General features: G+C 68.5%; 28 protein-coding genes. 23 read left to right on the plus strand and 5 right to left on the minus strand.

Annotated elements, in window-relative coordinates:
• Positions 1 to 8 precede the first annotated feature (8 nt).
• From IE209_RS33700 to IE209_RS00600, 3 genes are read left to right on the plus strand one after another with little or no spacing between them, the layout of a single operon-like run.
• Complete coding sequence (locus IE209_RS33700; protein WP_229882626.1) at positions 9 to 122, plus strand: cytochrome oxidase small assembly protein; 114 nt, start codon at positions 9 to 11, stop codon at positions 120 to 122.
• On the plus strand, positions 119 to 724 hold the full coding sequence (locus tag IE209_RS00595) for a cytochrome c oxidase assembly protein (RefSeq protein WP_189685097.1): 606 nt from the start codon (positions 119 to 121) through the stop codon (positions 722 to 724). The genes IE209_RS33700 and IE209_RS00595 overlap by 4 nt, the downstream gene beginning before the upstream one ends.
• Position 725: 1 nt before the next feature.
• The gene (locus tag IE209_RS00600) at positions 726 to 1,607 is read left to right on the plus strand and encodes a cytochrome c oxidase subunit 3 (protein ID WP_189685098.1); all 882 of its coding nucleotides are present in this window, start codon (positions 726 to 728) and stop codon (positions 1,605 to 1,607) included.
• Positions 1,608 to 1,668: 61 nt separating this feature from the next.
• Here the strand turns inward: IE209_RS00600 and IE209_RS00605 are convergent, their stop codons facing one another.
• Positions 1,669 to 1,896 (minus strand): twin transmembrane helix small protein, encoded by a 228-nt coding sequence (locus tag IE209_RS00605; RefSeq protein WP_189685099.1) that lies wholly within the window; start codon positions 1,894 to 1,896, stop codon positions 1,669 to 1,671.
• Here IE209_RS00605 and IE209_RS00610 point away from each other — a divergent pair.
• Genes IE209_RS00610 through IE209_RS00635 form a run of 6 tightly spaced genes read left to right on the plus strand, consistent with a single transcriptional unit; the run spans position 1,881 to position 7,406 of the window.
• Positions 1,881 to 2,645, plus strand: coding sequence for an SURF1 family protein (locus tag IE209_RS00610; protein WP_229882627.1), 765 nt, complete (start codon positions 1,881 to 1,883; stop codon positions 2,643 to 2,645). The genes IE209_RS00605 and IE209_RS00610 overlap by 16 nt on opposite strands.
• Positions 2,587 to 3,315: a redox-active disulfide-containing membrane protein gene (locus tag IE209_RS00615; RefSeq protein ID WP_189685100.1), complete on the plus strand. Its 729-nt coding sequence runs from the start codon at positions 2,587 to 2,589 to the stop codon at positions 3,313 to 3,315. The genes IE209_RS00610 and IE209_RS00615 overlap by 59 nt, the downstream gene beginning before the upstream one ends.
• The gene (locus IE209_RS00620) at positions 3,312 to 4,481 is read left to right on the plus strand and encodes a COX15/CtaA family protein (protein ID WP_189685101.1); all 1,170 of its coding nucleotides are present in this window, start codon (positions 3,312 to 3,314) and stop codon (positions 4,479 to 4,481) included. Before IE209_RS00615 ends, IE209_RS00620 begins: the two co-directional genes overlap by 4 nt.
• A complete protein-coding gene (cyoE, locus tag IE209_RS00625) occupies positions 4,478 to 5,392 on the plus strand; it encodes a heme o synthase (protein WP_189685102.1) in 915 nt (304 codons plus the stop codon). The genes IE209_RS00620 and cyoE overlap by 4 nt, the downstream gene beginning before the upstream one ends.
• Before the next feature lie 2 nt (positions 5,393 to 5,394).
• Complete coding sequence (locus IE209_RS00630; RefSeq protein WP_189685103.1) at positions 5,395 to 5,985, plus strand: SCO family protein; 591 nt, start codon at positions 5,395 to 5,397, stop codon at positions 5,983 to 5,985.
• 8 nt (positions 5,986 to 5,993) lie between these two features.
• A complete protein-coding gene (locus IE209_RS00635; protein WP_189685104.1) occupies positions 5,994 to 7,406 on the plus strand; it encodes a right-handed parallel beta-helix repeat-containing protein in 1,413 nt (470 codons plus the stop codon).
• A 77-nt stretch (positions 7,407 to 7,483) separates the two neighbouring features.
• On the opposite strand, the gene rpoH is transcribed toward IE209_RS00635, so the two are convergent.
• Positions 7,484 to 8,419 carry an RNA polymerase sigma factor RpoH gene (rpoH, locus tag IE209_RS00640; RefSeq protein WP_189685105.1) on the minus strand — a complete coding sequence of 312 codons (936 nt, stop codon included), beginning with the start codon at positions 8,417 to 8,419 and terminating at the stop codon, positions 7,484 to 7,486.
• Positions 8,420 to 8,572: 153 nt separating this feature from the next.
• Entirely contained in the window at positions 8,573 to 9,631 is a 1,059-nt protein-coding gene (locus IE209_RS00645; protein ID WP_189685106.1) for an MBL fold metallo-hydrolase, read from the minus strand.
• A 106-nt stretch (positions 9,632 to 9,737) separates the two neighbouring features.
• Between IE209_RS00645 and IE209_RS00650 the strand changes: the two genes are divergently transcribed.
• The 10 genes from IE209_RS00650 (at position 9,738) to IE209_RS00695 (ending at position 17,039) form a co-directional block, all read left to right on the plus strand.
• Positions 9,738 to 10,166, plus strand: a complete 429-nt coding sequence (locus IE209_RS00650; RefSeq protein WP_189685107.1) for a MerR family transcriptional regulator — start codon at positions 9,738 to 9,740, stop codon at positions 10,164 to 10,166.
• A gap of 58 nt (positions 10,167 to 10,224) precedes the next feature.
• Positions 10,225 to 10,686: a PaaI family thioesterase gene (locus IE209_RS00655; RefSeq protein ID WP_189685108.1), complete on the plus strand. Its 462-nt coding sequence runs from the start codon at positions 10,225 to 10,227 to the stop codon at positions 10,684 to 10,686.
• 97 nt (positions 10,687 to 10,783) lie between these two features.
• Positions 10,784 to 11,476, plus strand: a complete 693-nt coding sequence (gene can / locus IE209_RS00660) for a carbonate dehydratase (RefSeq protein WP_189685109.1) — start codon at positions 10,784 to 10,786, stop codon at positions 11,474 to 11,476.
• Positions 11,477 to 11,522: 46 nt separating this feature from the next.
• A complete protein-coding gene (locus tag IE209_RS00665) occupies positions 11,523 to 12,716 on the plus strand; it encodes an acetyl-CoA C-acyltransferase (RefSeq protein ID WP_189685110.1) in 1,194 nt (397 codons plus the stop codon).
• The gene (locus tag IE209_RS00670; protein WP_189685111.1) at positions 12,716 to 13,387 is read left to right on the plus strand and encodes an SDR family oxidoreductase; all 672 of its coding nucleotides are present in this window, start codon (positions 12,716 to 12,718) and stop codon (positions 13,385 to 13,387) included. Before IE209_RS00665 ends, IE209_RS00670 begins: the two co-directional genes overlap by 1 nt.
• The gene (locus IE209_RS00675; RefSeq protein ID WP_189685112.1) at positions 13,387 to 14,016 is read left to right on the plus strand and encodes a pyridoxamine 5'-phosphate oxidase family protein; all 630 of its coding nucleotides are present in this window, start codon (positions 13,387 to 13,389) and stop codon (positions 14,014 to 14,016) included. The genes IE209_RS00670 and IE209_RS00675 overlap by 1 nt, the downstream gene beginning before the upstream one ends.
• A 16-nt stretch (positions 14,017 to 14,032) precedes the next feature.
• Positions 14,033 to 15,163: an acyl-CoA dehydrogenase family protein gene (locus tag IE209_RS00680; RefSeq protein WP_189685113.1), complete on the plus strand. Its 1,131-nt coding sequence runs from the start codon at positions 14,033 to 14,035 to the stop codon at positions 15,161 to 15,163.
• A complete protein-coding gene (locus tag IE209_RS00685; protein WP_189685114.1) occupies positions 15,160 to 15,558 on the plus strand; it encodes a YchJ family protein in 399 nt (132 codons plus the stop codon). The genes IE209_RS00680 and IE209_RS00685 overlap by 4 nt, the downstream gene beginning before the upstream one ends.
• Positions 15,559 to 15,575: 17 nt before the next feature.
• Positions 15,576 to 16,247, plus strand: coding sequence for an HAD family hydrolase (locus IE209_RS00690; RefSeq protein ID WP_189685115.1), 672 nt, complete (start codon positions 15,576 to 15,578; stop codon positions 16,245 to 16,247).
• A gap of 36 nt (positions 16,248 to 16,283) precedes the next feature.
• Entirely contained in the window at positions 16,284 to 17,039 is a 756-nt protein-coding gene (locus IE209_RS00695) for a YoaK family protein (RefSeq protein ID WP_189685116.1), read from the plus strand.
• On the opposite strand, the gene serA is transcribed toward IE209_RS00695, so the two are convergent.
• The gene (gene serA / locus IE209_RS00700) at positions 17,040 to 18,272 is read right to left on the minus strand and encodes a phosphoglycerate dehydrogenase (RefSeq protein WP_189685117.1); all 1,233 of its coding nucleotides are present in this window, start codon (positions 18,270 to 18,272) and stop codon (positions 17,040 to 17,042) included.
• Positions 18,273 to 18,381: 109 nt separating this feature from the next.
• The gene (locus IE209_RS00705) at positions 18,382 to 18,687 is read right to left on the minus strand and encodes a DciA family protein (RefSeq protein WP_189685118.1); all 306 of its coding nucleotides are present in this window, start codon (positions 18,685 to 18,687) and stop codon (positions 18,382 to 18,384) included.
• A gap of 181 nt (positions 18,688 to 18,868) precedes the next feature.
• Here IE209_RS00705 and secA point away from each other — a divergent pair, with 181 nt between their 5' ends.
• The 4 genes from secA to IE209_RS00725 are packed head-to-tail and all read left to right on the plus strand — an operon-like array spanning position 18,869 to position 24,219.
• A complete protein-coding gene (gene secA, locus IE209_RS00710) occupies positions 18,869 to 21,631 on the plus strand; it encodes a preprotein translocase subunit SecA (RefSeq protein ID WP_189685119.1) in 2,763 nt (920 codons plus the stop codon).
• 22 nt (positions 21,632 to 21,653) lie between these two features.
• The gene (gene argJ, locus IE209_RS00715) at positions 21,654 to 22,883 is read left to right on the plus strand and encodes a bifunctional glutamate N-acetyltransferase/amino-acid acetyltransferase ArgJ (protein WP_189685120.1); all 1,230 of its coding nucleotides are present in this window, start codon (positions 21,654 to 21,656) and stop codon (positions 22,881 to 22,883) included.
• Positions 22,880 to 23,755 carry an ATP-binding protein gene (locus IE209_RS00720; RefSeq protein ID WP_189685121.1) on the plus strand — a complete coding sequence of 292 codons (876 nt, stop codon included), beginning with the start codon at positions 22,880 to 22,882 and terminating at the stop codon, positions 23,753 to 23,755. The genes argJ and IE209_RS00720 overlap by 4 nt, the downstream gene beginning before the upstream one ends.
• The gene (locus tag IE209_RS00725; protein WP_189685122.1) at positions 23,752 to 24,219 is read left to right on the plus strand and encodes an NUDIX domain-containing protein; all 468 of its coding nucleotides are present in this window, start codon (positions 23,752 to 23,754) and stop codon (positions 24,217 to 24,219) included. The genes IE209_RS00720 and IE209_RS00725 overlap by 4 nt, the downstream gene beginning before the upstream one ends.
• Positions 24,220 to 24,221 lie beyond the last annotated feature (2 nt).

Consider the following 24,221-nt stretch of genomic DNA (forward strand, 5'->3'; position numbering starts at 1 on the left):
GACGACCGATGACGCCTGACAAGAAGAAGCAGAACCTGCGGACCGGACTGATCCTGCTGTCCGTGGCGCTGGCCTTCTTCATCGGCTTCATGGTCAAGATGGTCTTCCTGGGCCGTTCATGAGCATCCGGCGCGCCAACGTCCGCATGGTGGGCAAGCTGGCCGTGGTGACGGCCGGCATGTTCGCGTTCGGTTATGCGCTGGTGCCGCTGTACAACGCGATCTGCGAGATGACGGGCATCAACATCCTGTCGCTGTCCGAGCGGCAGGTGCCCGGCGTGGTGTCCAAGCTCACGCCCGAGAACACGCAGGTCGACCGCAGCCGCACGATCACGGTGGAGTTCGACGCGAACTCGCGCGGCCCGTGGGAGTTCAAGCCGGCGATGCGCTCGATGCAGGTGCATCCGGGCGAGCTCGCCACCGTGATGTACGAGTTCCAGAACGTGCAGAACCGGCGCATGGCGGCCCAGGCGATCCCGAGCTATGCGCCGCGCCAGGCCGCAGCGCACTTCAACAAACTGGAGTGCTTCTGCTTCACGCAGTACACGCTGGACGCGGGGGAGAAGAAGGAATGGCCGGTGGCCTTCATCATCGACCCCAAGCTGTCCAAGGACGTGACCACGATCACGCTGTCGTACACCTTCTTCGAGGTGGGCGGCAAGACGCCGCCGGCACCCGCCAGTGCCGACGCGGCCGCACAAACCAATAAAGAAACCAGGAGCTGAGATGAGTGCCACGACCCACGGATCCACGCCGTACTACTTCGTCCCAGGGCCTTCGCGGCATCCGATCATGGCCGCCATCGGCCTGTTCTTCGTGATCCTCGGGGCGGGCCAGTGGATCAACGGGCATGACTGGGGCAAGTGGTCGCTGGCCTTCGGCCTCTTGTTCTGGTGGGTGGTGCTGTTCCAGTGGTTCCGCGATGCGGTGACCGAGAGCGAGGGCGGCCTGTACGGCCGCAAGATCGACCTGTCCTACCGCTGGAGCATGAGCTGGTTCATCTTCTCGGAGGTGATGTTCTTCGGCGCCTTCTTCACGGCCCTGTGGTGGATGCGCGTGCACTCCGTGCCGGTGCTGGGCAGCCTGGACAACGCGCTGCTGTGGCCCGACTTCAAGGCCGTGTGGCCCAGCATGGCCGCTGGCGTGACAGCGTCGCCGGCCAACATCGTCGAGCCCTTCCAGGCCATGACGCCGTTCTGGCTGCCCACCATCAACACCGCGTTGCTGCTGAGCTCGGGCGTGACGCTGACCATCGCCCACCATGCGTTGCAGCACGGCGAGCGTGCCAAGACCATCACCTGGATGTGGGCGACCGTCATCCTGGGGATCGTGTTCCTGTGCGTGCAGGGTTACGAGTACGTGCACGCCTACCGCGACCTGAACCTCAAGCTGAACTCCGGCCCCTACGGCTCCACCTTCTTCATGCTGACGGGCTTCCACGGCTTCCACGTGCTGGTGGGCATGCTGATGCTGCTGTTCATCACGCTGCGCCTCATGAAGGGCCACTTCACCAAGGAGCGCCATTTCGGTTTCGAAGGCGCGGCCTGGTACTGGCACTTCGTGGACGTGGTCTGGCTCGGCCTGTACGTGCTGGTGTATTGGCTTTGAGGCGGGATCGCCTCGCACACCAAGGGCCGCTCAGCGGCCCTTTTCCTTTTTCTTCTTCCCGTTATTTGCCGGCAGGAATGCCGGTCGGATGCAGATAGCCCAGCTTCCAGCCGATGAGGATGCACAGGAACAGCAGGATGGACAGTCCCACGCGCACTGCGAGCGCACGGGCCATGTGGTTGGGGCGGGTCTTGCCGTCGGCATCCTGGCCGCCGCGCAACATGAAGTACAGGGCGGCACCCAGGCTGCCGATGATGGCGATGAAGGCAACCAGTGCGAAGTAGCTCATCCCTGGATTATCCGGCGCGGCGCTTCGGCCTGCGCTTCTGGCTGGTCACGCTGGCGGCGCTGGTGGGCATTGCTGTCACGGCCTCGCTCGGGCGCTGGCAGCTGTCGCGCGCGGCCGAAAAGGAGGCCTTGCAGGCCGCCATCGACTCCCAGGGCCGGCTGCCCGCGCTCGACGCGCCGGCCATGTTGGGCGCGCCCGATCCGCAGGCCTTGCTGCACCGGCCCGTGCGCCTGCGTGGGCTGTGGCTGGCCGAGCGCACCGTGTTCCTGGACAACCGGCAGATGCGCGGCCAGCCGGGCTTCTACGTGCTGACGCCGCTCGCGCTGGAGAACAGTGCCACCGTGGTCATGGTGCAGCGCGGCTGGGTGCAGCGCAATTTCGTCGACCGCACGGCGCTGCCCAAGATCCCCACGCCGGCCGGCCTGGTGGACGTCCAGGGCCTGGTCGTCCCCGCGCCGTCCAGGCTTTACGAGTTCTCGGGCGAGGACAAGGGCACGATCCGGCAGAATCTGGACCTCGGCGCCTTCGCCCAGGAGACCGGCCTGCCCCTGTGGCAGCAGTCGGTGCAGCAGATGGGCGAGGACGGGGCAGGGCTGTTGCGTGAATGGCCGGTGCCCAAGACCGGCGTCGAGAAGCACTACGGTTATGCCTTCCAGTGGTTCGGGCTCTGCGCCTTGCTGACGGGTCTTTATGTCTGGTTCCAATTTGTCCGACGTCCCGCCGTTCGGCGCTTCGCGCGCCATGGCTGAGGTTGACCAGCCGCTGGGCCTGACGGTCCATTCGCTGCCGTCGCCGGCCGAGGCCGCGGGCGTGGCGGCGCAACGCACGCGCAGCGGGCGCCTGAAGATGCTGCTGGTGGTGCTGATCTGCGCCGCGCCCGTGATCGCCTCGTATTTCACCTACTACGTGATCCGGCCGGAGGGGCGCAGCGTCTTCGGTGAACTGATCGACCCGCAGCGGCCCCTGCCCGACCTGGCGGCCGTGGGTCCGGATGGCCGGACGCTGCGGCTGCCCAACCTCAAGGGCCAATGGCTGCTGGTGAGCGTGGCGGGCGGCGACTGCGATGCCACTTGCGAACGCCACCTGTACCTCCAGCGCCAGCTGCGCGAGAGCCTGGGCAAGGAGAAGGAGCGCGTGGACTGGGTCTGGCTCGTCAACGACGGCGCGCCCGTGCGCGAGGCGCTGCGGCCGGCGCTGCAGAGTGCGACGGTGCTGCGGGTCGATCCGGCGGGCTTGGCGCAATGGTTGGCGCCGGCACCGGGCCAGGCGCTGTCGGACCATCTGTACATCGTCGATCCCATGGGTCACTGGATGATGCGGCTGCCGCCGGCGCTGGACGCGGCGGGTGCCGCCAAGGCCAAGCGCGACATCGAGCGCCTGCTGCGCGCCTCAAGCTCCTGGGACAACGCGGGCCGATGACGATGGACGTGGCGTCTTACGACTGGAGCCCGATCGCCCGCATGATGCTGATGGGCGTCGTGCTCGCGCTCGGTCCGCTGGCCTGGGTGGCCCTGCGCAACCGGGGTGCCTCGCCGGCCAAACGGCGGCGCGCGCTGACCCTGCTGACGCTGTTCCTGACCTTCGACCTGGTGCTGTTCGGCGCCTTCACGCGGCTGACCGATTCCGGCCTGGGCTGCCCGGACTGGCCTGGCTGCTACGGCAAGGCCAGCCCGGTCGGCGCACATGCGGAGATTTCCGCGGCGCAGGCCGCCATGCCGACCGGCCCGGTCACCCACACCAAGGCCTGGATCGAGATGGTGCACCGCTATCTCGCGACCGCGGTCGGCGTGCTGATCCTGACGCTGGCCGCCGTCAGTTGGGCAGCCTGGCGCCAGCGCCCGCGCGACCCGCACGCCATCCACCCGGGCTGGCCGACACTGACCCTGGTCTGGGTCTGCCTGCAGGGCGCCTTCGGTGCCTGGACCGTCACGTTCAAGCTGTTCCCGGCCATCGTCGTGCTGCACCTGCTGGGCGGTCTCGCACTGCTGGCACTGCTGTGCGCGCAGGTCGTGCGCGATGCGCGTCGCACCGGCGCGCTGCAGGCCGTGCGGCTCTCGCCGGGCCAGCGCGGCCTGCTGTGGGCCACGGCCGCACTGGTGCTGCTGCAGACCGCGCTGGGCGGCTGGGTCAGCACCAACTATGCGGTGCTGGCCTGCAGCGATTTCCCGACCTGCCAGGGCAGCTGGTGGCCAGTGATGGACTTCGCGCAGGCCTTCGAGGTCTGGCGACCCCTGGGCCGCTTGGCCGACGGCAGCCACATCGCCTTCCCGGCGCTGACAGCCATCCACTACGTGCACCGCCTCGCGGCCTATGCCGTGCTAGCGGCCTTGGCCGTCCTGGCCTGGCGACTGTGGCATGTGCCCGGACTGCAGCGGCCTGTGCGCTGGCTCGCGGCACTGGCTGCCTGGCAGTTCGGGACCGGCCTGTCGAACGTGGTGCTGGACTGGCCGCTGGTGGCCGCCGTGTCGCACACGGGCGGGGCCGCCGGCCTCGTCGTGGTGCTGACCTGGCTGCTGTGCGCCACCGCGTCCGTGCGGACGGCCGCACCGGTTCCCCTGCAGCACAACTTGGAGGCGGCTCGATGAGCGCCATCGACCCGCACACCACCGCCGTCGCACGCCCCAGCATGTCGCGCTTCCAGCAGTTCTACGTCCTGACCAAGCCGCGCGTGGTGCAGCTGATCGTGTTCTGCGCGCTGATCGGCATGGTGCTGGCCGTGCCCGGCTTGCCGTCCTGGATGGAGCTGCGCCAGATGGCCCTGGCTTGCTTGGGCATCTGGCTCGTGGCCGGCGCGGCCGCGGCCTTCAACTGCCTGGTCGAGAAGGGCATCGATGCGCGCATGAAGCGCACGGCCTGGCGGCCGACCGCCAAGAACGAACTCGGCGACGGCCAGACGCTGCTGTTCTCGACGCTGCTGTGCCTGGCTGGCTCGGTGCTGCTGTACTTCAGCGTCAACGCACTGACCATGTGGCTGACGTTGGCGACCTTCGTCGGCTACGCCGTCGTCTACACCGTGATCCTCAAGCCGCTGACGCCGCAGAACATCGTGATCGGCGGGGCCTCGGGTGCCATGCCGCCGGTGCTGGGCTGGTCTGCGATGACGGGCGACGTGGGGCCGGAGGCCATGATCCTGTTCCTGATCATCTTCCTGTGGACGCCGCCGCACTTCTGGGCGCTGGCGCTGTACCGCGTGGAGGACTACCGCAAGTCCGGCCTGCCCATGCTGCCTGTGACCCACGGCAACGAGTTCACGCGCCTGCAGGTCTGGCTCTACACGCTGATCCTGTTCGCGGCCTGCCTGCTGCCCTTCGTCTACGGCATGAGTTCCTGGCTCTACCTGGCCGTGGCGGTGGTGCTCAGCATCGGCTTTTGCGCCTACGGCTTCCGACTGTGGCGCAACTACTCCGACGCGCTGGCGCGCAAGACCTTCCGCTTCTCGCTGGTTCACCTGGCCGCCCTGTTCGCAGCGCTGCTGCTGGACCACTACCTGCTGTGAACATGCTCCACCGACGTTCCCTGATCGCGCTGGCCGCCGCCGGCTGCCTGGCCGCCTGCACCGACACCAAGCCCAGCTTCACGGCCGTGGACATCACCGGCGCGGACTACGCCAAGGACTTCCACCTGACCGACCACAATGGCAAGGAGCGCAGCCTGCAGGACTTCCGCGGCAAGGTGGTCGTGGTGTTCTTCGGCTTTGCGCAATGCCCGGACGTCTGCCCGACCTCCATGGCCGAGCTGGCCCAGGTCAAGCAGTCGCTGGGCGCGGACGGCGACAAGCTGCAGGCACTGTTCGTGACGGTGGACCCTGAGCGCGACACGCCCGAGGTGCTCAAGGCCTACATGGCGAACTTCGATCCGAGCTTCCTGGCCCTGCGCACCTCGCCCGAAGGCCTGGCCGCGCTGGCCAAGGACTTCAAGGTCTACTACAAAAAGGTCGAGGGCAAGACGCCGACCAGCTACACCATGGACCATTCCGCCGGCAGCTACGTGTACGACCCCCAGGGGCGGCTGCGGCTGTACGTGCGCTACGGCTCGGGTGCCGATGCGTTGCTGGCCGACGTGCGGCAACTGCTCAAGCAGGCCGGCTGAGGTCCAGCGTGCGTGCACCAGCGGCAACCAAGAACAAGACGACAGGGCGCTGGCTGCGCCTGTGCGCGGTGCTGGCCCTGTGTGCCGGTCTGGCCCTGGCGGCGCTAGGCTGGTGGGCGTACCAGCGCATCGGCCGCACGCCGGGCGAGCTGATGGACTATGCGGAGCGCCGCCTGCAGGGCCACACCAAGCTGGAAACCGTGGCGCTGCCGGCGCTGGGGTTGGTGCGCGACTGGCTGGATGCGCCTTCGATCGCCGAACGGAGGCGCACGCCGTTCGTGATTCCGCCGGTCCCGGAAGGGACCGCTCCCGCTGTGACGGAACAGCCGACAGCGGGCAAGGTCTGGCGCGTCGGGCCGCAGGAGGCGCTGCTGTCGATCGCCGCGGCGGCCAAGCTCGCGCGCAGCGGGGACACCGTGGAAGTGCAGGCGGGCACGTACCGCGGCGACGTGGCGGTCTGGTCACAGAAGCAACTGACGATTCGCGCCGTCGGCGGCCGCGTTCGGTTGGTCGCCGACGGCCGCAGCGCGCAGGGCAAGGCCATCTGGGTCATCCGCAACGGTGATTTCGACATTTCGGGCTTCGACTTCGTCGGCGCCAAGGTCGCGGACAAGAACGGCGCCGGCATCCGTTTCGAAGGCGGGCGCCTGCGGGTGGCGCACTGCCTGTTCTGGGGCAACCAGAACGGCATCCTGACCATCGGCAGCCAGCCCGACAGCCAGCTGGAAGTCGTGTCCAGCGAGTTCGGCTACAACGGCGACGGCGACGGCCAGAGCCACAACATCTACGTGGGCCGCATCGGCCGCTTCAGCATCACGGGCAGCTACCTGCACCACGCCGACACCGGGCACCTGCTCAAGAGCCGCGCTGCGGTGAACGAGGTGCTCTACAACCGGCTGACCGACGAGGAAGGTGGCCGGGCCAGCTACGAAATGGACTTTCCCAACGGCGGGGTGGTCCGCCTGGTGGGCAACCTGGTGCAGCAGGGGCGCAGGACGGAAAACTCCGTCATGGTGAGCTTCGGCGCCGAGGGCCTGGTCCACCCGCGCAACACGCTGGAGCTTGCCAGCAACACCCTGGTCAACGACCACCCGCATGGTGGCACCTTCGTGCGCGCGCCGCCCGGCACCGAACGGGTGCTGCTGGCCAACAACCTGCTGGCAGGGCGCGGCGGCCTGCAGATCCCGATGGAGCACACCGATTTCAACAGCCGCACGGCCGACTGGAGCGCCTTCGTCCAGCCTGCGCGCTACGACTACCGGCTCAGCGACCGTGGCATGGCCTTGGCCTACCAAAGCGGACCGGCCGAGGCGGCCGTCCCGTCCGCCCAGTATGTCCATCCCTTGCAGGTCCGCCGCCTGAACGGCCCGCCTGCGGTCGTGGGCGCGCTCCAGCCGGACACGTTGCTGGCCCGGCCTTGAATCCCTGCATCCGGTCTTGGCGGCCAGAAAGCAAAACGCCAGCGCAGGCGCTGGCGTTTCGCGAGAAGGCGGCAGGATCAGGCGTAGTACGCCAGTGCCTTCTTCATCTTCTTCATGGCCGCCGATTCGATCTGGCGGATGCGCTCGGCGCTCACGCCGTAGTCGGCCGCCAGTTCGTGCAGCGTCATGCCGCCCGAGCCGTCGTCGTTGACCTTGAGCCAGCGCTCCTCGACGATGCGCCGGCTGCGCGGGTCGAGCTCGGCCAGGGCCGTGCTGATGCCGTCGCTGGCCATCCGGTCACGCTGGCGTGATTCGATCAGCGCGGTCGGCTCCTGCTTGGCATCGGCCAGGTAGGCGATGGGGCCATAGCTGTCCTCGCCGTCGTCGGACGGGCTCGGATCGAGCACCACATCGCCGCCCGAGAGCCGCGCTTCCATCTCGATCACGTCCTCGCGCTTCACGTTGAGCTGCTCGGCCATGGCCTCGATCTGGCCTTCGCTGAGCGTGTCGCGGTGGGTCTCACCCTCGGCCGCGTCCGCCTTGAAGCCCTGCTTCATCGAGCGCAGGTTGAAGAACAGCTTGCGCTGGGCCTTGGTGGTCGCCACCTTGACCATGCGCCAGTTCTTCAGGATGTACTCGTGCATCTCGGCCTTGATCCAGTGCAGCGCGTAGCTGACCAGGCGCACGCCCTGGTCCGGATCGAAGCGCTTGACGGCCTTCATGAGGCCCACATTGCCTTCCTGGATCAGGTCGCCGTGCGGCAGGCCGTAGCCCAGGTATTGGCGGGCCACGGACACCACCAGGCGCAGGTGCGACAGCACCAGCTTTCCGGCGGCTTCCAGATCGTTCTCGTTCTTGAGCTTGCGCGCGTACTCCTGCTCCTGCTCGGCGCTGAGCATGGGCATGCGGTTGACCGCGGAGATGTACGCGTCCAGATTGCCCAGCGGCGGGACCAGCGACCAGGGGTTCGCCGAGGCAAGCGCAACGGACGTGGTTCCAGTTTGAATATTCATACCAGATTCCTTTCCTTCAGGGGAAATACTAGCACTCTCCGGGGAGGAGTGCTAAAGGCGCCGGTTGCGCCCTTGGTGGGGGTGTGGACAACCCCCTTCCCGATGGCGGTTGGAGTCCGGTGCGAGCGTCCGGGTTCCGCGCTTAAGCCCGGCCTAAGCCAGCGCGAACCGGTAGATCCCGTCCGCGCCCTGGCGGCGCAGCAGCAGGCCATCGAACCAGAGCTTGTGCAGGTGGGCCACGGCCTCGCCCATGGCGAAGGTGGTCTGGTGCAGGTCCAGCTTGCGCGTGAACAGCACGGGCAACAGGTCTGCGCCGGTGCGTGGTCCGTGTGTACGGCAGGCCTCCAGCACGCGCTCCAGGTGCTGGCGGTGATGGTCGTGCAACTGCTCGATGCGGGTGTGCAGGCCCTGGAACGGCTTGCCATGGGCCGGCAGCGTCAAGGTGTCTTGCGGCAAGGCGCGGAACTTGTCGATGGAGTCCAGGAGCAGCTGCAAGGCGTTGGCCTCGGGCTCGTTGTCGTAGACGCTGACGTTGGTCGAGATGCGCGGCAGCATCATGTCGCCGCCGACCAGCACCTGGGCTTCGTCGCAGTACAGCGCGATGTGCTCCGGCGCATGGCCGTAGCCGCTGATGCAGCGCCATTCGCGCCCGCCGATCGACAACTGCATGCCGTCCATCAGACGGATGTACTGGCGCGGCAGATCCGGCACCATGTTGGCGTAATAGTTCGTGCGGCCGCGCACTTGTTGCAGCGCCTCGGCGTCGGTCAGGCCATGGCTGCGGAAGAAGTCAGCGGCCGCTTCGCCGCCATTGCCGCTGGTGCCCTGGGTGTTCAGCCGGGCCACGTGGTAGTCCGTGGCGCTGATCCACAGCGGCGCGTTCCAGCGCGTGCAGAGCCAGTGCGCCAGGCCGATGTGGTCCGGGTGCATGTGCGTGACGATCACACGCAGGATGGGCAGGCCCTGCAACTGCGTGGCGAACACCTCCTCCCATTGCGCCTTGGCCTCGTCGCGCGCGATGCAGCAGTCCACCACGGTCCAGCCGGCCCGCCCGTCGATCTCGTCGCGCAGCAGCCAGAGGTTGATGTGGTCCAGTGCGAACGGCAGCGCCATGCGGATCCAGCGGATGCCGCTCGCCACCTCCAGGGTCTTGCCCGGCTCCGGCATCCGGTCGCCAAAAGGGTAGTGCAGCTGGCTTTCGAGTGCGTTCATGGGATGTCTGCCGGTTGGGTTGACGTTGACGTAAACGTCATCTGTAATCGGCGGCATTCTAGGAATGCACCCGCCATTTCGCCTGTCACCTCCGTATTGCCCGCCGATGACCGACGCCGCCCCCAGCTCTCCGCCGTCCGATGCGACCGACGCCGGCACCTACAGCATCGGCGACCTGGCCCGCGAGTTCGACCTGACGACGCGCGCCATCCGTTTCTACGAGGACATGGGCTTGCTCCAGCCCCAGCGCAGCGGCCCGGGTGGCCGCGTGCGCGTCTATGGCGCCCGCGACCGCACGCGGCTCAAGCTCACGCTGCGCGCCAAGCGCCTGGGCCTGTCGCTGAACGAGGCGCGCGAGATCCTGGACATGTACGACAGCCCGCGCGACACCGGCCCGCAACTGCGCAAGTTCCTCGACGTGTTGGCCGCGCACCGCCGGGCGCTGGAGGCGCAGCTGACCGAGCTGCACGCCAACCTCGAGGAGGTCAAGGCGCACGAGCGCGAGGCAAGAGCCCTGCTGGCACGTTCCAGCTGAGCTGGCTATGATTGACGTTTACGTAAACGTCAATCGAAATCCTGTCTGGAGCGCGCCGATGAGCACCCCCGTCTTCGAACCCCAGGTGGCCGACTGGTCGGCGCGCGTGCACGACAGTTTCGCCCGCCAGGGCGCGATGCAGACCCTGGGCGCGCGCTTGGCGCAGGTCGATCCGGGCCTGGTGGCGATCGAACTGGACTGGGCCCCGGGGCTCACGCAGCAGCATGGCTTCCTGCACGCCGGCATGGTGGCCACGGCGCTGGATTCGGCCTGCGGCTACGCCGGCTTCACGCTGATGCCAGCCGATGCGGCCGTGCTGACCGTGGAGTTCAAAGTCAACCTGCTGGCGCCGGCCAGGGGCCAGCGCTTTCGCATGGTGGGCCAGGTGCTCAAGCCCGGGCGGACCATCAGCGTCGTCGAAGGCCGGGCGCTGGCCTTCGACGGCGGGCGTGAAAAGCTGGTCGCCACGATGAACTGCACTCTCATGGCCGTGGTTGGCCGTGAGGGCATCGTGCATTGAATCGGAGCGTGCAGCCGCGGAGGGCTGAAAATGAGGGGTTTGCTGCGGCGCAGCAGATCCATTCCAGATTCCACAGCTTTGCAAAGGGAACGACCAGATGAGCAACTCTCTCGAGCACCTCCTCGCCAACAACCGCGAATGGGCCGCCCGCGTCGAGCGGGAGCGTCCAGGCTTCTTCACCGGCCTCATGGCGCAGCAAAAGCCGCGCTACATGTGGATCGGCTGTGCCGACAGCCGCGTGCCGGCCAACGAGATCACGGGCCTGGACCCGGGCGAGGTGTTCGTGCACCGCAACGTGGCCAACGTGGTGGTGCACTCCGACCTCAACGCGCTGTCGACCATCCAGTTCGCCGTCGAGCATCTGCGCGTGGAGCACATCATGGTCACCGGCCACTACGGCTGCGCCGGCGTGCGTGCCGCGCTGCTGGGCCAGCGCGTGGGCCTGGCGGACAACTGGCTGGCCCACATCGCCGACCTGCGGCTGCGCCACCGCAAGCGCATCGACTACCTGCCGACCGAGCAGGAACGGCACGATCGGCTGTGCGAGATCAACGTGATCGAGCAGGTCGGCAACGTGGCCCTGTCCACCGTCGTGCAGGACGCCTGGGCGCGCGGCCAGCAGCTGACCATCCATGGCTGGTGCTACGGTCTCAAGGACGGCCTGGTCAACGACCTCAAGGTCAGCATCGACCATCCCGACAAGGTGCTCGACACCTTCCGCACGGCGATCAAGCGCTACCCGCGCCACGACAGCGGCCAGCCGCTGCAGCCCGAGGAAGACGACGAATAAGCCGCTCCGTTTTCTCAACCCCCACCCACCTTTGAAGGAGACCGCCATGCCTGATGCACAACAAGATCCCATCGTCATCCTCGGCGCCGCGCGCACGCCCATGGGCGGCTTCCAGGGCGACTTCGCCGGCCTGGCCGCGCACGACCTGGGCGGCGTTGCGATCAAGGCCGCCGTCGAACGCGCCGGCATCAGCCCTGAACTGGTCGGCGAGGTCCTGTTCGGCAACTGCCTGATGGCCGGTCAGGGCCAGGCGCCCGCGCGCCAGGCCGCCTTCAAGGGCGGCCTGCCCAAGAGCGCGGGCGCGGTCACGCTGTCCAAGATGTGCGGCTCGGGCATGAAGGCGGCCATGCTGGCGCACGACATGCTGCTGGCCGGCACGCACGAGGTCATGGTGGCCGGCGGCATGGAGAGCATGACCAACGCGCCGCACCTGCTGCCCAAGGGCCGCAGCGGCATCCGCATCGGCCACGACCGCGTGATGGACCACATGATGCTGGACGGCCTGGAAGACGCCTACGAGCCTGGTCGCTCCATGGGCACCTTCGGCGAGGACTGCGCCGCCAAGTACGGCTTCACGCGCGAGGAGCAGGACAAGTTCGCCGTGGCCAGCGTCTCGCGCGCCCAGGCCGCCACGCAGTCCGGCGCCTTTCAGGCCGAGATCGCCCCCGTGATGGTCAAGACCCGCGCCGGCGAGCAGCTGATCTCCGTGGACGAAGGCCCGGGCAAGATCAAGCTCGACAAGATCCCCACGCTCAAGCCCGCGTTCAAGAAGGACGGCACGATCACGGCCGCCTCCAGCTCCTCGATCAACGACGGCGCCGCCGCCCTCGTGCTGGCGCGTGCCTCCACGGCGCAGCGCCTGGGCGCCAAGCCGATCGCGCGCATCGTGGCCCACACCACGCACGCGCAGGAGCCGAACTGGTTCGCCACCGCGCCAGTCGGCGCCACGCAGAAGCTGCTGGCCAAGACCGGCTGGAGCGTGGCCGATGTGGACCTCTGGGAGATCAACGAGGCCTTCGCCGTCGTGCCCATGGCGCTGATGACCGAGCTCGGCCTGTCGCACGACATCGTCAACGTCAACGGTGGCGCCTGCGCGCTGGGCCACCCGATCGGCGCCAGCGGCGCGCGCATCATGGTCACGCTGATCCATGCGCTGCAGGCGCGCGGCAAGAAGCGCGGCGTGGCCACGCTGTGCATCGGCGGCGGCGAGGCGACCGCGCTGGCGCTCGAACTGCTCTGATGGCCACGGTCCTCGTCGTCGGCGCCTCGCGCGGCATCGGCCTGGAGTTCGTGCGCCAGTACCGCGCCGCCGGCGAGCGCGTGATCGCCACGGCGCGCGACGACGCGGGCCTGGCTCGCCTCAGAGATCTGGGCGCCACGGCGCTGCGCGTGGACGTGGCCCAGCCGGCCAGCGTGAGCGGGCTGGCCTGGCAGTTGGATGGCGAGAAGATCGACATCGCGCTCTACGTGGCCGGCGCCTGGGTCACGGCCGATGCGCGCACGCCGCCCACGCGCGAGGACTTCGACCGGCTCATGCACACCAATGTGCTGGGTGCCATGCAGGCGATCCCGCAGGTGGCGCCGCTGGTCGAGGCCGCGCCGCATGGGCGTTTCGCCTTCATCACGAGCGAAATGGGCCGCATCCGGGGCGTGGACGACAGCATGGCCTGGGTCTACCGCGCGAGCAAGGCGGCCTTGAACATGGCGGTGGCCGCCGCCCAGCACGACTATCCGCGGGCCATCCTGGTCGCGCTGTCGCCCGGCTGGGTGCAGACCAACATGGGCGGCGCGGCCGCGCCGTTGACCGTGGACCAGAGCGTGGCCGGCATGCGCGCCGCGCTCGACGGGCTCGGTCCGCAGCACAAGGGCGCGTTCCTCGATCACGACGGCACACCTTTCGAAGGCTGGTGATGATTCAGAACCTGGAACAACTGCGCGGCCTGTACGCCGCCCCCGGCGAGCGCGCGCTGCGCAAGCAGCTGGACCACATCGATGCGCACGCGGCGCGTTTCATCGCGCTGTCGCCGTTCTGCGTGGTCGCCACGGGCGGCGTGCACGGCGCGCTGCTGGACGCCTCGCCGCGCGGCGGCGCGCCCGGCTTCGTCAAGCCGGCCGGCGCGCGCACGCTGCTGCTGCCCGATTCGGGCGGCAACAACCGGCTCGACACGCTGGAGAACCTGCTCGCCGACCCGCGCCTGGCCCTGATCTTCCTGATCCCCAACGTGCAGGAGACGCTGCGCGTGAACGGCCGCGCGCGGCTGCGCGACGAGACCGAATTCACCGACCGCTTCGCCGAGGAGCGCCAGCGCCCCAAGCTCGTGATCGAGGTGCAGGTCGAGGAGGTCTACCTGCACTGCGCCAAGGCCTTCATGCGCTCGCAACTCTGGCAGCCGGATACCTGGCCCGAGCGCTCCGCGCTGCCCACCATGAACCAGATGATCCACGACCAGATCGGCGCCGGCGCACCGACCGAGACGCAGGAGCAGATGCTGGCGCGCTACCGCGATCAGCTCGCCCAGGAAACGACTCCTTCCGCCTGAGACAACGGAAACGACCATGCTGCTGACCCCCGACCAGGAAGCCATCCGCGACGCCGTGCGCGATTTCGCCCAGGCCGAACTCTGGCCCCACGCCGCCCGCTGGGACCGCGAACACCACTTCCCCAAAGAGGCCCACCAGGGCCTGGCCGCGCTCGGCGCCTACGGCATCTGCGTGCCCGAGGACCATGGCGGTGCCGGCCTGGACTACCTCACGCTGGCACTGGTGCTCGAAGAGATCGCCGCCGGCGACGGCGGCACCAGCACCGCCATCAGCGTGACCAACTGCCCCGTCAACGCCATCCTCATGCGCTACGGCAATGCCGCGCAGAAGAAGCGCTGGCTCGAACCGCTGGCCCAGGGCCGCATGCTGGGGGCCTTCTGCCTGACCGAGCCGCACGTGGGCAGCGACGCCTCCGCGTTGCGCACGACGGCGCGCAAGGACGGAGACAGCTACGTGATCGACGGCGTCAAGCAGTTCATCACGAGCGGCAAGAACGGCCAGGTGGCCATCGTCATCGCCGTGACCGACAAGGGCGCGGGCAAGAAGGGCATGAGCGCCTTCCTCGTGCCCACCGACACGCCGGGTTACCAAGTCGCGCGGCTGGAGGACAAGCTGGGCCAGCACAGCAGCGACACGGCGCAGATCAACTTCGAGGGCTGCCGCATTCCGGCCGACCACCTGATCGGCGCCGAGGGCGAGGGCTACAAGATCGCGCTGGGCGCGCTCGAAGGCGGGCGCATCGGCATCGCCGCGCAGAGCGTGGGCATGGCGCGCAGCGCCTTCGAGGCCGCGCTGGTCTATGCCAAGGAGCGCGAGAGCTTTGGCGTGCCCATCTTCCAGCACCAGGCCGTGGGCTTCAGGCTGGCCGATTGCGCGACGCAGATCGAGGCCGCGCGCCAGCTGATCTGGCATGCCGCCAGCCTGCGCGACGCGGGCCGGCCCTGCCTCAAGGAAGCGGCCATGGCCAAGCTGTTCGCCAGTGAGATGGCCGAGCGCGTCTGCAGCGCGGCGATCCAGACGCTGGGCGGCTACGGCGTGGTGGGCGACTTTCCGGTGGAGCGCATCTACCGCGACGTGCGCGTGTGCCAGATCTACGAAGGCACGAGCGACGTGCAGAAGATCCTCATCACGCGCGCGCTGGCGTGACGGCCTGCCCCTGCGGCCGCCTGGACGCGCGCCAGCGCGTGCTGGACTACGCCGCTTGCTGCGGCCGCTACCTCGACGCTTTCGATGCCACGCCTGCGCCCGATGCCGAGTCGCTCATGCGCTCGCGCTATACGGCCTTCGTGCGCGAGCGCGCGGACTACCTGCTGGCCACCTGGCATGCCGCCCACCGGCCCGCGCAGCTGGACTTCGACGCCGGCACACGCTGGTTGGGCCTGCAAGTGAAGGACCGCCGGCAGGTCGACACCGAGCATGCGGAGGTCGAATTCGTCGCCCGCCAGCGCGACGCCAGCGGCCGCGCCCACCGGCTGCACGAGCGCAGCCGCTTTGTGCGCGAGGGCGGGCGCTGGTACTACCTGGACGGCACGCAGCGCTGACGTGCTCCAATCGCGGCATGCGATTCGAAGCCATCTTGTTCGACTGCGACGGCGTGCTCGTCGATTCGGAACCCATCACCCACCGCGTGCTGGTCCAGGTCCTGGGCGAGCGCGGCTGGCAGATCACCCAGGAAGAATGCATGCGCATCTTCATCGGCAAGGCCGTCAAGGACGAGGCTGCGCTGATCGAGCAGCGCACCGGCCAGCCGGTCACGGCCGAGTGGCTGCAGGCCTTCTGGGCCCGGCGCAACGCGGCGCTGGAACGCGAGCTGCTGCCCATTGCCGGCGCCTTGGAGGCGGTGCCCGCGCTGCACGAAGCCACCGGCGGGCGCATCGCCTGCGCCTCGGGCGCGGACCGCGGCAAGGTCGAGATGCAGCTGCGCAAGGTCGGCCTGTACCCGCTGTTCGAAGGGCGCATCTTCAGCGGCCACGAGATGCCGCGCTCCAAGCCCTTCCCCGATGTGTACCTCGCCGCGGCCGAGGCGCTGGGCGTGGATCCGCGCCGCTGCGCCGTGGTCGAGGACACGGTCACCGGCGTGATGGCGGGCGCCGCGGCGGGCGCCACGGTCTTCGGCTACAGCCCGGGAGGGCCGGGCCACAGCCCGGCCGACGCCTTGCGCGGCGCCGGAGCGGCCCATGTGTTCGAGGACATGGCCGCCCTGCCAGCCTTGCTGTCGTTCTGGGACTGAAACCGGTCCGGCATCGCGCTTGCTTCGTCGTCCGCCATGCGCCGCTTCTTCGTCCTGACCAGCCGCCATCGCGCCCCTTCGACCAACCTGGCGCTGGGCCTGTTGCTGGCCTTCAATGCCGGCGCCATCAATGCCGGCGGTTTCCTCGTGCTGCACCAGTACACCTCGCACATGACGGGCTTCACCTCGCAGCTGGCCGACGGGCTGGCGCTGGGCCAGGGCCGGCTGGTGCTCACGGCGCTGGGCGCGCTGCTGGCCTTCGTCGCGGGTGCGGCGGCCACGGCCATGCTGGTCAATTGGGGGCGCCAGCGCCGGCTCGACAGCATCTACGCACTGCCGCTGTTGTGCGAGGCACTGCTGATGTTCCCGTTCGGCCTCATGGGGGCGATCACGCTGGGCTGGCAGACGCCGTTCACGGTGCCGCTCACCGTGCTGCTGCTGTCCTTCATCATGGGCCTGCAGAACGCGGTGGGCTCCAAGACCTCTGGCGGCCGCGTGCGCACCACGCACATGACGGGCAACATTACCGACCTGGGCATGGAACTGGGCAAGGTGCTGTACTTCAACCACGCAGCGGCGCCGCGCCACGTGCGGCATGACCGCGCCAAGCTGCGGCTGACCGGCGGTCTGCTGGCCAGCTTTCTGTTCGGCGGCATGGCAGGCGCGCTGGGCTTCACGCACCTGGGCTTCGTCTGCGTGGTGCCGCTGGCCGCGCTGCTGTTGGCGGTCTCGCTGCCGCCGCTGTGGCGCGACCTGCACAAGCTGCGGCCGCTGCGGGCGCGGCCGCGCTGATCAGAACAGCACGCGCGTGCGGATGGTGCCCGGCACCTGGGCCAGCTTTTCCTGGGCGCGCTCGGAGGAGCCGGCATCCAGGTCGATCACCACGTAACCGATCTTCTCGTTGGTCTGCAGGTACTGGGCCGAGATGTTGATCTGGTTGTCCGAGAAGATGCGGTTGATCTCCGACAGCACGCCAGGCACGTTGTGGTGCACGTGCAGCAGCCGGTGCTTGCCCGGGTGCGAAGGCAGCGAGACCTCGGGGAAGTTCACCGACGAGGTGGTGGCGCCCGTGTCGCTGTAGCGCACCAGTTTTTCGGCCACCTCCAGGCCGATGTTGGCCTGGGCTTCCATGGTCGAGCCGCCGATGTGCGGCGTGAGGATCACGTTGTCCAGGCCGCGCAGCGGCGACTGGAACTCGTCCTTGTTGCTGCGCGGCTCCACCGGGAACACGTCGATCGCCGCGCCCAGGAGCTTGCCGGCCTTGAGCGCCTCGGCCAGTGGCTCGATCTCCACAACGGTGCCGCGCGAGGCATTGATCAGGATGGCCCCCGGTTTCATGGCGGCGATCTGCGCCGCGCCGATCATCCACTGCGTGGACGGCGTCTCGGGCACGTGCAGCGTCACGATGTCGCTGCTGGCCAGCAGCTCGACCAGGCCGACCTGGCGGGCGTTGCCCAGCGGCAGCTTGGACACGATGTCGTGGAACTGCACATGCATGCCCAGCGCCTCGGCGAGCACCGACAGCTGCGTGCCGATGGCGCCGTAGCCCACCACGCCCAGCGTCTTGCCCCGGATCTCGTAGGCGTTCTCGGCCGTCTTGAGCCAGCCGCCGCGGTGCGCAGCCGCGTTCTTGGCCGGCACGCCGCGCAGCAGCAAGATGGCCTCGGCGATCACGAGCTCGGCCACCGAACGCGTGTTGGAGTAGGGCGCGTTGAACACCGCGATGCCGCGCTCGCGCGCAGCCGCCAGGTCGACCTGGTTGGTGCCGATGCAAAAGCAGCCCGCGGCCACCAGCTTGTGCGCATGGGCGAACACCTCGGCAGTGAGCTGGGTGCGCGAGCGGATGCCGATGAAGTGCACGTCGGCGATCTTGCGCTTGAGTTCCTCGTCGGGCAGTGCCGAGGGCAGGGACTCGATCTGGCTGTAGCCGGCAGCGCGCAGCACCTCCACGGCAGAGGGGTGGATGCCCTCGAGCAACAGGAACTTGATCTTGGCCTTGTCCAGGGAGGTCGTCGGAAGCGTCATGGGTGCAGTTGCGCCGTGCGGCTGGGACGGGAAAAAAGGGGGCGATCCTACTCCGCGGTCCGATGGCAACGTCGCGAACGGGGGCAAAACGCGGCCCCGCGGCAAGCCGCTACAGCCGCTTCTGGATCTTCACGCGGATGGCCGTCACCTCCCAGCCGCGGTTGCGCAGCGCCTGCTGCAGCAGCGGCGCCAGGTGGCGCAGCTTGGCGGCTGCGGCGCTGTTGTCCACCAGCAGGCACCAGCCGTTCTCGTCGATCGGCCCGGGCCGGATGGCGGTGCGCATGGCGGGCGGGATCAGCTGCTGCACCGCGGCCAGGCGCTCGGCCGACTCGCGCACCAGGGCCGACAGCCGGGCCAGCGGCTGGGAATCGGCAACGGCCTGTTGGAGGGTGAACGAGCGGCGCGGGGCAGGCATGGCCGGGGGATTATCGGGGGCGCCAGCGCCACAGGGCGGCCGGCATAAAATCGCCGGTTTGGCACGCGCCGGGCTCCGGCCACGCGCGCACCTGCCGCATTTCCGGATTCCACCGACACCAAGGGATTTCGGTCGCCATGCCACCGCGCCATGCCGGGCGGAAGCGGGCGATCTCGTATTCATGAACATCAATTTCCTGACCAAGATTTTCGGCAGCCGCAACGAACGGCTGCTGAAGCAATACCGCAAGTCGGTGCAGGCGATCAATGCGCTGGAATCCCAGTTGGAGAAGCTCTCCGACGACGCCTTGCGCGCCAAGACCCAGGAGTTCAAGGACCGCGTGGCCGGCGGCGCCACGCTGGACTCGTTGCTGGTGGAAGCCTTCGCCGTCGTGCGCGAGGGCTCCAAGCGCGTCATGAAGATGCGCCACTTCGACGTGCAGCTGCTGGGCGGCATGGCCCTGCACTACGGCAAGATCGCCGAGATGCGCACGGGCGAGGGCAAGACGCTGACGGCCACGCTGCCGGTCTACCTCAATGCGCTGTCGGGCAAGGGCGTGCATGTGGTCACGGTCAACGACTATCTGGCCAACCGTGACGCCCAGTGGATGGGCCGCCTGTACAACTTCCTGGGCCTGACGGTCGGCATCAACCTGCCGCAGATGCCGCGCGAGGAGAAGCAGGCCGCCTACGCTGCCGACATCACCTACGGCACCAACAACGAGTACGGCTTCGACTACCTGCGCGACAACATGGTCTACGAGGTGCGCGACCGCGTGCAGCGTGGCCTGAACTACGCCATCGTCGACGAGGTGGACTCCATCCTGATCGACGAGGCGCGCACGCCGCTCATCATCAGCGGCCAGGCCGAGGACCACACGCAGCTGTACCTGGCCATCCACAAGGCCGTGCCGGCGCTGACGCGCCAGGAGGGCGAGGCCGACCCGCGCACGGGCGAGGGCGTGACCAAGCCCGGCGACTTCACGGTGGACGAGAAGACGCACCAGGTGTTTCTGACCGAACAGGGCCACGAGAACGCCGAGCGCATCCTGTCCAGCCTGGGCCTGATCCCCGAGGGCGCCTCGCTGTACGACCCGGCCAACATCACGCTGATGCACCACCTGAATGCGGCGCTCAGGGCCCAGCACATCTACCACCGCGACCAGCACTACGTGGTGCAGGACGGCGAGGTCGTGATCGTGGACGAGTTCACCGGTCGCCTGATGAGCGGGCGGCGCTGGAGCGACGGCCTGCACCAGGCCGTGGAGGCCAAGGAAGGCGTGGCGATCCAGCCCGAGAACCAGACCATGGCCTCGATCACCTTCCAGAACTACTTCCGGCTGTACGCCAAGCTGGCGGGCATGACCGGAACGGCCGACACGGAAGCCTTCGAGTTCCAGTCGATCTACGGCCTGGAGACCGTGCTGATCCCGCCGAACCGTCCGAACCGGCGCGAGGACCAACTCGACCGAGTCTACAAGACCACCAAGGAAAAGTACGACGCGGCGATCGCCGACATCCGCGAGTGCTACGAGCGCGGCCAGCCCGTGCTGGTGGGCACGACCTCGATCGAGAACTCCGAGATCATCGACCGGCTGCTGATCCAGGCCAAGCTGCCGCACCAGGTGCTCAATGCCAAGCAGCATGCGCGCGAGGCCGACATCGTGGCCCAGGCCGGCCGGCCCAAGATGATCACGATCGCGACCAACATGGCCGGCCGCGGTACCGACATCGTGCTGGGTGGCAACCTCGAAAAAGCCATCGAAGCCATGCGCGCCGCCAACGCCGGCAAGGACGAGGCCACGCTGCAGGCGGAAGAGGCCAAGGTGCGCGCCCAGTGGGAGAAGGACCACGAGCAGGTGCAGGCCCTGGGCGGGCTGCGCATCATCGCCACCGAGCGCCACGAGTCGCGCCGCATCGACAACCAGCTGCGCGGCCGCTCGGGCCGCCAGGGCGACCCGGGCTCCTCACGCTTCTACCTGAGCCTGGACGATCCGCTCATGCGCATCTTCGCGGGCGACCGCGTCAAGGCCATCATGGACCGGCTCAAGATGCCGGAGGGCGAGGCCATCGAGGCCGGCATCGTCACGCGCAGCATCGAGAGCGCGCAGCGCAAGGTCGAGGCGCGCAACTTCGACATGCGCAAGCAGCTGCTGGAATACGACGACGTCGCCAACGACCAGCGCAAGGTGATCTACACCCAGCGCAACGAGATCCTCGACGCGGCCGACCTGAGCGAGCAGATCAAGGGCCTGCGCCACGGCTGCTTCACCGACCTCGTGCGCCAGTTCGTGCCCGCGGAATCGGTCGAGGAGCAATGGGACCTGCCCGGCCTGGAGAAGACGCTGGCCGAGGACTGGCAACTGCAGGTGCCGCTGCAGGCCGCCGTCGAGGCCGCCAGCGACATCACCGACGAAGACATCGTCGAGAAGGTCATCGCGGCCGCGGACGAAGCCTTCGCCGCCAAGGTGGCCCTGGTCGGCGGCGAGCAGTTCACCCAGTTCGAGCGCATGGTGCTGCTGCAAAGCATGGACCAGCACTGGCGCGAGCACCTGTCGGCGCTGGACTACCTGCGCCAGGGCATCCACCTGCGCGGCTATGCGCAGAAGCAGCCCAAGCAGGAGTACAAGCGCGAGGCCTTCGAGCTGTTCGGCCAGATGCTGGACGCGGTCAAGAACAACGTCACCAAGCTGCTCATGACGGTGCGCATCCAGTCCAGCGAGGAGGCCGGCCAGGCCGCGCAGGACCTGGAACAGCGCGGCGAGCAGGTGGCCAACGTGACCTACAGCGCGCCCACCGAGACCGGCGAGGTCGAGACGCGCACCGAAGGCCAGGGCGCTGGGGCCAACCCGCTGGCCTTCGACGGCCAGCGCGTGGGCCGCAACGACCCCTGCCCCTGCGGCAGCGGCAAGAAGTTCAAGCAGTGTCACGGGAAGCTGGCATAAGACGTCGAACCGAGGAATCCCCATGCCCGTCCATCTCTCCCCCCCGAACCCCGCCGACCTGCACGCCGTCGCCGGCGTGCGCATCGGTGTCGCCGAAGCCGGCGTGCGCAAGGCCAACCGCAAGGACCTCACGGTCGTGCTGCTGGACGAAGGCGCGGCCGTGGCCGGCGTGTTCACGCAGAACCGCTTCTGCGCCGCGCCGGTGCAGATCTGCCGCAAGCACCTGGAAGCCGGCCACGGCATCCGCGCGATCCTCGTGAACACGGGCAATGCCAACGCGGGCACGGGCGACGACGGCCTGGCGCGCGCGCAGGCCACCTGCGTGGCGTTGGCCCAGCAGCTGGACGTGGCGCCCGAGCAGATCCTGCCGTTCTCCACCGGCGTGATCATGGAGCCGCTGCCCAGCGAGCGCATCATCGCGGGCCTGCCGGCGGCGCTGGCCGATGCGAAGCCCGACCACTGGGCGCGCGCTGCCGAAGGCATCATGACCACGGACACCGTGCCCAAGGCCTTCAGCACGCAGGTGAGCCTGTCGGGCGTGCCCGTGGCCATCACCGGCATCAGCAAGGGCGCGGGCATGATCCGGCCCAACATGGCGACCATGCTGGGCTACCTCGCGACGGACGCCAAGATCGCGCCGGCGCTGATGCAGCAGTTGGCCAAGGACCTGGCCGACGCGTCCTTCAACCGCGTGACCATCGATGGCGATACCTCGACCAACGACTCCTTCGTCGTGATCGCGACGCAGAAGGCGGCGCACCCGGTCGTCGCATCCTGGGACACGCCGGACGGCCGCGCACTGCGGGCCGGTCTGCTCGAAGTGGCGCAGAAGCTGGCCCAGGCCATCGTGCGCGACGGCGAGGGCGCGACCAAGTTCATCACCATCCGCGTCGAAGGCGGCAAGACGGCCGAGGAATGCCGGCTGGCGGCCTACGCCATCGCGCACTCGCCGCTGGTCAAGACGGCCTTCTTCGCGAGCGACCCGAACCTGGGCCGCATCCTGGCGGCCGTCGGCTACGCCGGCATCGCGGACCTGGACCAGACCAGGATCGAACTGCACCTGGACGACGTGCACGTGGTCACGCGCGGTGGCCGCCGGCCCGAGTACCGCGAGGAAGACGGCCAGCGCGTCATGAAGCAGAGCGAGATCACGATCCGCGTCGGCCTGGGCCGCGGCGAGGCCGTCGACACGGTCTGGACCTGCGATCTTTCGCACGACTACGTGAGTATCAACGCCGACTACAGGTCATGAACGAAGCGTTCGAACGCATGCTCGCGCGGGCCGAGCAGCTCATGGCGCGCATCGAGCGCGTGCTGCCGGCGCCGCTGGCCGAACCCGACTGGCAGGCGTCCATCGCCTTCCGCTACCGCAAGCGCAGTTCCGGCCATGCGCTGCTCGAGCCGGTGCGCCACGTGGGCGTGATGCGCCTGGCGGACTTGCAGGAGATCGACGGCCAGAAAGAGAAGATCCAGCGCAACACGCTGCAGTTCGTCGAAGGCAAACCGGCCAACAACGTGCTGCTGACGGGCGCGCGCGGCACGGGCAAGTCTTCGCTGATCCGCGGCTGCCTGAACGAATACGCGCCGCGCGGCCTGCGCCTGATCGAGGTCGACAAGGCCGACCTCGTGGACCTGCCCGACATCGTCGAGGTCGTGGCCCAGCGGCCCGAGAGGTTCATCATCTTCGCCGACGACTTGAGCTTCGAGGACGGCGAGCCCGGCTACAAGGCCCTCAAGTCCATCCTGGACGGCTCGGTCGCCGCGTCCACACCCAATGTGCTGATCTACGCGACCAGCAACCGCCGCCACCTGCTGCCCGAGTACATGAAGGAAAACCTCACGTACAAGCACACCGAGGACGGCGAGCTGCACCCGGGCGAGGTGGTCGAGGAAAAGATCTCCTTGTCCGAGCGCTTCGGCTTGTGGGTCAGCTTCTACCCGTTCAGCCAGGACGAGTACCTGACCATCGTGGCCCAGTGGCTGCGCTCCTTCGGCCTCTCGGATGCGGTCGTCGAGGCAGCGCGGCCCGAAGCCCTGGTCTGGGCGCTCGAGCGTGCTTCGCGCAGCGGGCGCGTGGCCTACCAGTTCGCCCGGGATTACGCGGGCCGGCACGCAGCGGCATGAGCGTAGCCTTGGTTGCCGATGGCGACCGGCCGCGCGAGGGCGGGCCGGACCGCAAGGCCGTCGACGTGGCCGTGGGCGTGCTGCTCGATGCCGAAGGCCGGTTCCTGCTGACCTCGCGGCCCGAGGGCAAGGTCTACGCGGGCTACTGGGAGTTTCCGGGTGGCAAGCTCGAAGCCGGCGAGACCGTGGAGCAGGCGCTGCGCCGCGAGCTGCAGGAAGAGATCGGCATCGTGATCGGCGCGGCCGAGCCCTGGCGCGTGGAACTCGTGGACTATCCGCACGCGCTGGTGCGGCTCAACTTCTGCAAGGTGCGTGCATGGACGGGCCCGCTGGAGATGCGTGAAGGCCAGCGCTTCGCCTGGGCCGGCCTGCCGGTGGCGCAGTCGCCGGTGCTGCCAGGCGCGTTGCCGGTGCTCGATTGGCTGGCCGCAGAGCGCGGCTTCTCGGGCGCGACCTGCGCCTGAGC

The sequence above is a fragment of the Pseudorhodoferax aquiterrae genome, assembly GCF_014652235.1.
In the GTDB taxonomy this organism is placed as follows: Bacteria; Pseudomonadota; Gammaproteobacteria; order Burkholderiales; family Burkholderiaceae_C; genus Pseudorhodoferax; species Pseudorhodoferax aquiterrae.